Here is a 6,713-nt window from a genome sequence, read left to right as displayed (position 1 = left end):
GATACAGAATTTGCCTGGCGGCTTTAGCGCGGTGGTCCCACCTGACCCCATGCCGAACTCAGAAGTGAAACGCCGTAGCGCCGATGGTAGTGTGGGGTCTCCCCATGTGAGAGTAGGGAACTGCCAGGCATCAAATTAAGTAGTAAACCGGTGCATGAATCCGGTGGTTACAGAAGTCTTCGGTGGAGCGGTAGTTCAGTCGGTTAGAATACCTGCCTGTCACGCAGGGGGTCGCGGGTTCGAGTCCCGTCCGTTCCGCCACTTATTAAAAGCCCTGAGTTAACGCTCAGGGCTTTTTATTGTCTGAAATTTAATTATTGCTATAAACGCAAAAATCCTCTGCTTATTTCACTCTTTTTCAACATACCTATACCACGCGATAATCATCCTCAGTTAACGAACATAATGATTAAAGAGGATTTACATGACTATCCCTGCATTCGGTCTTGGCACCTTCCGCCTGAAAGACGACGTTGTCATCGCATCTGTTAAAACCGCTCTCGAATTAGGTTATCGTACCGTCGATACGGCACAAATTTATGGCAATGAAGCGGCTGTAGGCCAGGCCATTGAAGAAAGCGGCGTACCACGTGAAGAATTATTCATCACGACGAAGATCTGGACCGAGAACCTCAGAAAAGACAAGCTAATCCCAAGCCTTAAAGAGAGCTTGGAAAAGCTGCGTACCGATTATGTCGATCTGACGCTGATCCACTGGCCTTCACCAGGTGATGCTGTTTCTGTTGAAGAAACTATGCTGGCACTTCTGGAAGCTAAAAAGTTAGATTTGACTCGCAACATCGGGATCTCGAATTTCACTATTCCATTGATGGAAAAGGCGATTGCGGCCGTTGGCGCAGAGAATATTGCCACCAATCAGATTGAGCTTTCCCCGTACCTGCAAAACCGTAAAGTGGTAAACTGGGCCAAAGATAAAGGCATTCACATCACGTCGTACATGACGCTGGCGTATGGTAAAGCGTTGAAAGATGAAGTCATTGCGCGTATTGCTGATAAGCACAATGCAACGGCGGCGCAGGTTATCCTGGCGTGGGCGATGGGCGAAGGTTATGCCGTGATCCCTTCTTCAACGAAACGTGAGAATCTGGCGAGCAACCTTCTGGCGCGGGATCTCAAGCTGGACGCTGAAGATCAAAAAGCGATCGCTGCGCTTGATTGCAACGACCGCCTGGTCAGCCCGGAAGGTCTGGCCCCAAACTGGGATTAATTTAACTCACCCTCTGTAGCCTCAAACCCTCTCACAGCTCCTTCGGGAGCTGTTTTATATGCTCACTCAGAAAGTCGATAAATGCCCGGATACGGGTACTGACTGCGCGGTCGCTGTAATAAACTGCACTGAAGGGCATCTCCACCGGCAGACGTTTGTCTTCCATCAACTCAACCAGCTCACCCCGGGCTATCTCTTTATTAATCATATAGTCAGACAGACAGGCTATCCCATTCCCGCTAAGGCAGAGCTGTTTCAATGTCTCCCCACTATTAGAGGACAACCCGCTGGTAATCTCATGAAGTTGACCGTCGCTGCAGGCAATCGGCCAGGTATTCAACGATAACGGCTCTGTGAATCCCAGACAGAGATGGTTTTTTAACTCCTCTACCGTCTCAGGTTTACCATAATGCGCAATATAGTCGGGTGAGGCGATGATTTTGCGATAGCTGGTAAACAGCGGACGGGCGCGCAGACTCGAGTCCGTCAGCGTTCCGGCGCGAATAGCCACATCCACTTTGCGCTCAATCAGGTTGATGAACGTCTCAGAGGATACAAGCGACAAGGTCATCTCTGGATAGCGTTCGCGAAAGGGTTTCACCAGTGGCATCAGAAAATGCAGCACGACGGGAGTGGCCGCATCAATGCGCAAAAGCCCGCGCGGTGTACTCCTCGTTTCCATGATCTCTGTTTCTGCTGCGGCCATCTCCTGCAAAATCGACTGCACCCGGCGAAAATAGCGCTCACCTTCTTCGGTCAGGCTCAGCTGCCGCGTCGTCCGGTTCAGCAAACTCACCCCAAGCTTCATTTCCAGCTTTTTGACGGAACGGCTAATCGCCGAATTTGCCTGTCCCAGCTGCTCCGCAGCCCGGCTAAAACTCCCGCTTTCCACGACAGCCACGAAGATTGCCAGCTCTTCTGAGGTTGCTTTCATTATTGCACCACCCGCAAAATTCTATTGATATTTTGACCATTTTTGTTATTTAAACACTGGCGCATACTTCGTGTCATCTTAATCCTGATGATACGGAGTATTTTATGCCACTGGCGCTTCTTGCCCTGACGATCAGTGCCTTCGCAATTGGCACGACCGAATTTGTTATCGTAGGCCTGGTTCCTACGATTGCCGATCAACTTTCTATCTCTCTACCTTCTGCCGGTTTGCTGGTCTCCATCTACGCGCTGGGCGTTGCGATTGGCGCACCTGTTCTGACTGCGTTAACCGGACGTTTTCCACGTAAACAGCTGTTGATGGCGCTAATGGTGCTCTTTACCGCAGGGAACATCCTCGCCTGGCAGGCACCGGACTACACCACGCTGGTGATTGCCCGCCTTCTGACTGGCCTCGCGCATGGCGTGTTCTTCTCGATTGGCTCAACCATCGCGACCAGCCTGGTACCCAAAGAGAAAGCGGCATCTGCCATCGCCATTATGTTCGGCGGTTTGACGGTTGCACTGGTGACGGGCGTTCCACTGGGCACCTTTATCGGACAGCATTTTGGCTGGCGTGAAACTTTCCTGGCCGTCTCACTGCTGGGGGTCATTGCGCTGATTGCAAGCCTGATCCTTGTACCGTCAAATATCCCCGGTCTTGCGAGTGCCAGTCTTCGCGATCAGGTGAAAGTGCTGACGCACCCTCGATTGCTGATTATCTATGCCATCACGGCTCTGGGCTACGGCGGTGTCTTTACGGCGTTCACCTTCCTGGCGCCAATGATGCAGGATCTGGCCGGCTTCTCGCCGAGTGCAGTGAGCTGGATCTTGCTGGGATACGGGGTTTCTGTCGCAATCGGTAATATCTGGGGCGGCAAACTTGCCGATAAACACGGTGCTGTACCGGCGCTGAAATTCATCTTCGCGGCTCTGGTTGTGCTGCTGATGGTGTTCCAGTTTACCGCCTCCATGCAGTACGCGGCGCTGGGCACGATTCTGGTGATGGGGATCTTCGCGTTCGGCAACGTACCCGGCCTGCAGGTCTACGTAGTGCAGAAGGCCGAACTGTATACACCTAATGCCGTAGATGTCGCCTCAGGCCTTAACATCGCCGCATTCAACGTAGGGATCGCGCTGGGTTCAATCATCGGCGGGCAAACGGTTGAGCACTTTGGTTTAGCGCAGACGCCGTGGATTGGTGCCGTGATCGTCCTGGCTGCTTTCCTGCTGATTGGCCTGAGTGGTCGCCTCGATAAAACGGCTCGTGTAGCACTGGGATAAGTATCAGTAAGCGCTTGCTTACAAAACCAGACAGAGGTTTATGAGTAATTGCGTTGAAAGTGTGACCTAAAATCCCTATAACAGTAGAACCAGTCCGTTTTCCGGGCTGGTTCAATGCTATAGAGGTCGTTTCGAAAAGTGCGAAAAAATACCTATGCCATGCGCTATATTGCCGGACAACCTGCGGAGAGAATTTTGCCTCCGGGGTCGTTTGCGAGTCTTGGCCAGGCATTGCCCGCTGGCGCCCCCTTAAGCAGCGATGACAAAATTCGCGTGCTGGTGTGGAATATCTTCAAGCAGCAGCGTGCAGAGTGGTTATCCGTGCTGAAGAATTTCGGTAAGGATGCGCATCTGGTGCTGTTGCAGGAGGCGCAAACCACGCCTGAACTGGTTCGGTTTGCAACTACCAACTATCTCGCCGCAGACCAGGTTCCCGCTTTTGTCTTGCCCCAACACCCCTCGGGCGTTATGACGCTCTCTGCTGCGCATCCGGTTTACTGCTGCCCGCTGCGTGAGCGCGAGCCGATTTTGCGTCTGGCAAAATCGGCATTAGTCACCGTCTATCCTCTGCCCGATACCCGCCTGCTGATGGTGGTAAACATTCACGCCGTGAATTTTAGCCTGGGTGTCGATGTGTATAGTAAGCAGTTACTTCCCATTGGCGATCAGATCGCGCATCACAGTGGGCCGATTATTATGGCGGGGGATTTCAATGCCTGGAGTCGTCCGCGCATGAATGCGTTGTATCGCTTTGCGCGCGAAATGTCCTTGCGCGAAGTGCGTTTCACCGACGATCAGCGGCGCAAAGCATTTGGTCGTCCGCTTGATTTTGTCTTCTATCGTGGTCTGAATGTGCACGAAGCCTCTGTACTGGTGACGCGCGCTTCCGATCACAATCCACTACTTGTTGAATTCAGTCCCGGCAAACCTGAGAAGTAATGGTGCGTCAGGTCTGCCGTCGGGCAGGCCTACGCAGGTACTGCCCTTTATTTTTCTCACAACCAAAGGACAGTACGATGACAACACAATCCCATCATGACAACGTAGAAAAACAGTTCGGTTCCCAGGCAAGCGCCTATCTGACCAGTGCGGTACACGCCTCTGGCCGCGACCTGGTGCGTCTCGGCGAGCGCCTGTCTGCATTTCCGCAGGCGCAGATTCTTGATTTAGGCTGTGGTGCAGGGCATGCCAGCTTTGTCGCTGCACAGCATGTCGCGCACGTTACCGCTTACGATCTGTCTGGCCAGATGCTCGAGGTTGTCGCCCACGCTGCGAAAGACAAAGGGCTGAATAATATTTCGACCCGCCAGGGCTACGCTGAATCACTCCCTTTTGACGACGAAACCTATGACGTGGTGATCAGCCGGTACTCCGCCCATCACTGGCACGATGTCGGCCAGGCACTGCGCGAAATCAAACGCGTGCTGAAGCCGGGCGGGATTTTTATCATTATGGATATCATGTCACCCGGAAACCCGGTTCGTGATATTTGGCTGCAGACCGTTGAAGCCCTGCGTGATACCTCGCACGTGCGCAACTATTCGAGCGGTGAATGGTTCGCGATGATCACCGAAGCCGGTTTAGTTTCCCGCTCTCTGGTGACGGACCGCCTGCCGCTGGAGTTCTCCTCATGGATTGCGCGTATGCGCACACCCGACACGTTAAGCCAGGCGATTCGTTTGTATCAGGAGAGTACCTCGGCGGAAGTGAAAGCGTACTTTGAATTGCAGGAGGAGGGGTCGTTTACCAGCGATACGATCCTGGCGGAAGCGCAAAAAGCCGGATAAGAAAAAACAAAAAAGGCACCGGGGGAATCGGTGCCTTTTTCTATGGGTCTGGCTGTCAGGAGTCTGGCGTCGTGCTGTTTTTAACAAACAGTGTCAGCTGATCGCCTGGCTGCAGATTGGCCGTATCGTCATTCCAGCGCATCACATCTTTGATGTTCACGCCGTGCGTTTTCGCGATACTGGACAGTGAATCGCCTTTGCGTACGCGATAAGTAATGCTATCGCTGTTGCGGGCGAGACGCTGTGCGCTGCTGCCAGCGCCAACCGTCAGGTTCTGGCCAACTTTCAGGTTTGAACCGCGCAGATTGTTCCACTGCTGCAGATCCTTCGTGCTCACGCCAAGACGTGATGCAATGCCTGAAATGGTATCGCCGGAACGAACCTTATAGCTACGGCTGCTGACGGATGAAACATCTGCAATCAGCGTTGACTGAACGGCAGCAATTTCACCTGATGCGAGAGACTCACGTAACTGCGCTGCATGCTTCTGCGGCACCAGTACGTACTGAGGCCCATTGGCACCCAGCGTTGAGCCTTTCACGCCGGCGTTAAAGGTCTTCAGCTTTGTCACCGACATTCCCGTCATATCAGCAACCTGTTTCATATCAACCGGGCTGCTGAGGCTCACTCTGGCCAGCGCGCGACTTTCGTCAGACGTTGGCAGATTTACACCATAACGTTTACTGTTTTTGAGAATATCGCTCAAAGCCAGCATCTTCGGTACGTAAAGCTTGGTTTCCTGTGGCAATGAGAGGGACCAAAAATCGGTGGGTTTACCACGCGCCTTGTTCGCTTTCATTGCCTTCATTACCCGACCTTCACCGCTGTTATACGCTGCGACTGTTAACAACCAGTCACCGTCAAACATCTTATTCAGACGTTGCATCATGTCGAGAGCGGCAGTCGTTGAAGCGACCACATCCCGACGCGCATCGTAGCCGCGAGTCTGTTTCAAACCATAATTGCGCCCTGTGCTCGGAATGATCTGCCAAATGCCTGCGGCATTGGCACCAGACGTCGCGTGCGGGTCAAAAGCGCTCTCCACTATGGGTAGTAGTACCAGTTCCATAGGCATGTTACGTTTCTTAACTTGCCCTGCTATCCAGTACATATACGGCTCTGCCCGTAAAGTTACATCGTGGAGATAGCTCTTATTACTTAAATACTTCTGTTTCTGATCGCGAATCCGGTTGTTTTCCGGAATCCCCATCTTCAGCTCGTCGCTAATAGAGGCCCACAAGTCCTGTTCCTGCGCGAATGATGTCCCATCGTCCATCCAACGCGCCTGACTTGTAAACTTCCCTGCTTCCCCTTGACCAGCTGCAGAAAGGCTCTGTGCGTGCTGCTGTATGTTGCCAGTGTTCTGGCACCCAGCAAGCAGGACAGAGGCGAGTAATATCGCTTTTGCCTTCATGTGTGTGTCAATAGTTGCTTAAAAGACGAGCGATAATAACGGCGAAACTTTCAAAAGGCAACCCGCAATT

At 52.6% G+C, this 6,713-nt stretch carries 5 protein-coding genes, 1 tRNA gene, 1 rRNA gene and 1 pseudogene; 6 read left to right on the top strand and 2 right to left on the bottom strand.

The features are described from left to right. Positions 1–13 precede the first annotated feature (13 nt). From rrf to dkgB, 3 genes are all read left to right on the top strand, one after another. Positions 14–129 (top strand): 5S ribosomal RNA (rrf, locus tag F153LOC_RS07150). A 55-nt stretch (positions 130–184) separates the two neighbouring features. Then, a tRNA-Asp gene (locus F153LOC_RS07145) sits at positions 185–261 on the top strand. 163 nt (positions 262–424) lie between these two features. Then, positions 425–1,228 carry a 2,5-didehydrogluconate reductase DkgB gene (dkgB, locus tag F153LOC_RS07140; protein WP_102104402.1) on the top strand — a complete coding sequence of 268 codons (804 nt, stop codon included), beginning with the start codon at positions 425–427 and terminating at the stop codon, positions 1,226–1,228. Here the strand turns inward: dkgB and yafC are convergent. Then, positions 1,225–2,162, bottom strand: a pseudogene (gene yafC / locus F153LOC_RS07135) (DNA-binding transcriptional regulator YafC). The gene dkgB and the pseudogene yafC sit on opposite strands and share 4 nt — an antisense overlap. 104 nt (positions 2,163–2,266) lie before the next feature. On the opposite strand from yafC, the gene F153LOC_RS07130 reads away from it, so the two are divergent. The 3 genes from F153LOC_RS07130 to F153LOC_RS07120 all read left to right on the top strand — a co-directional run bounded on the left by F153LOC_RS07130 (position 2,267) and on the right by F153LOC_RS07120 (position 5,229). Next, entirely contained in the window at positions 2,267–3,442 is a 1,176-nt protein-coding gene (locus tag F153LOC_RS07130) for an MFS transporter (protein WP_102104400.1), read from the top strand. A gap of 138 nt (positions 3,443–3,580) precedes the next feature. Continuing rightward, positions 3,581–4,381, top strand: coding sequence for an endonuclease/exonuclease/phosphatase family protein (locus F153LOC_RS07125; RefSeq protein ID WP_100777529.1), 801 nt, complete (start codon positions 3,581–3,583; stop codon positions 4,379–4,381). A gap of 77 nt (positions 4,382–4,458) precedes the next feature. Beyond that, the gene (locus F153LOC_RS07120; RefSeq protein ID WP_102104399.1) at positions 4,459–5,229 is read left to right on the top strand and encodes a class I SAM-dependent methyltransferase; all 771 of its coding nucleotides are present in this window, start codon (positions 4,459–4,461) and stop codon (positions 5,227–5,229) included. Between the two features lie 55 nt (positions 5,230–5,284). Here the strand turns inward: F153LOC_RS07120 and mltD are convergent, their stop codons facing one another. After that, positions 5,285–6,643, bottom strand: coding sequence for a murein transglycosylase D (mltD, locus tag F153LOC_RS07115; RefSeq protein ID WP_102104398.1), 1,359 nt, complete (start codon positions 6,641–6,643; stop codon positions 5,285–5,287). Between the last annotated feature and the right edge of the window lie 70 nt (positions 6,644–6,713).

The sequence above is a fragment of the Lelliottia sp. F153 genome (assembly GCF_002870005.1).
Taxonomy (GTDB): Bacteria; Pseudomonadota; Gammaproteobacteria; order Enterobacterales; family Enterobacteriaceae; genus Enterobacter; species Enterobacter nimipressuralis.
The sequence above is the reverse complement of the archived record's forward strand: the minus strand, read 5'-3'. Positions and strand labels throughout refer to the sequence as shown.

Excerpts from the sequence above, each read along its gene's own strand:
- dkgB (WP_102104402.1), top strand. The coding sequence starts at position 425 with ATGACTATCCCTGCATTCGGTCTTGGCACCTTCCGCCTGAAAGACGAC.
- F153LOC_RS07130 (WP_102104400.1), top strand. The coding sequence starts at position 2,267 with ATGCCACTGGCGCTTCTTGCCCTGACGATCAGTGCCTTCGCAATTGGC.
- F153LOC_RS07120 (WP_102104399.1), top strand. The coding sequence starts at position 4,459 with ATGACAACACAATCCCATCATGACAACGTAGAAAAACAGTTCGGTTCC.
- mltD (WP_102104398.1), bottom strand. The coding sequence starts at position 6,643 with ATGAAGGCAAAAGCGATATTACTCGCCTCTGTCCTGCTTGCTGGGTGC.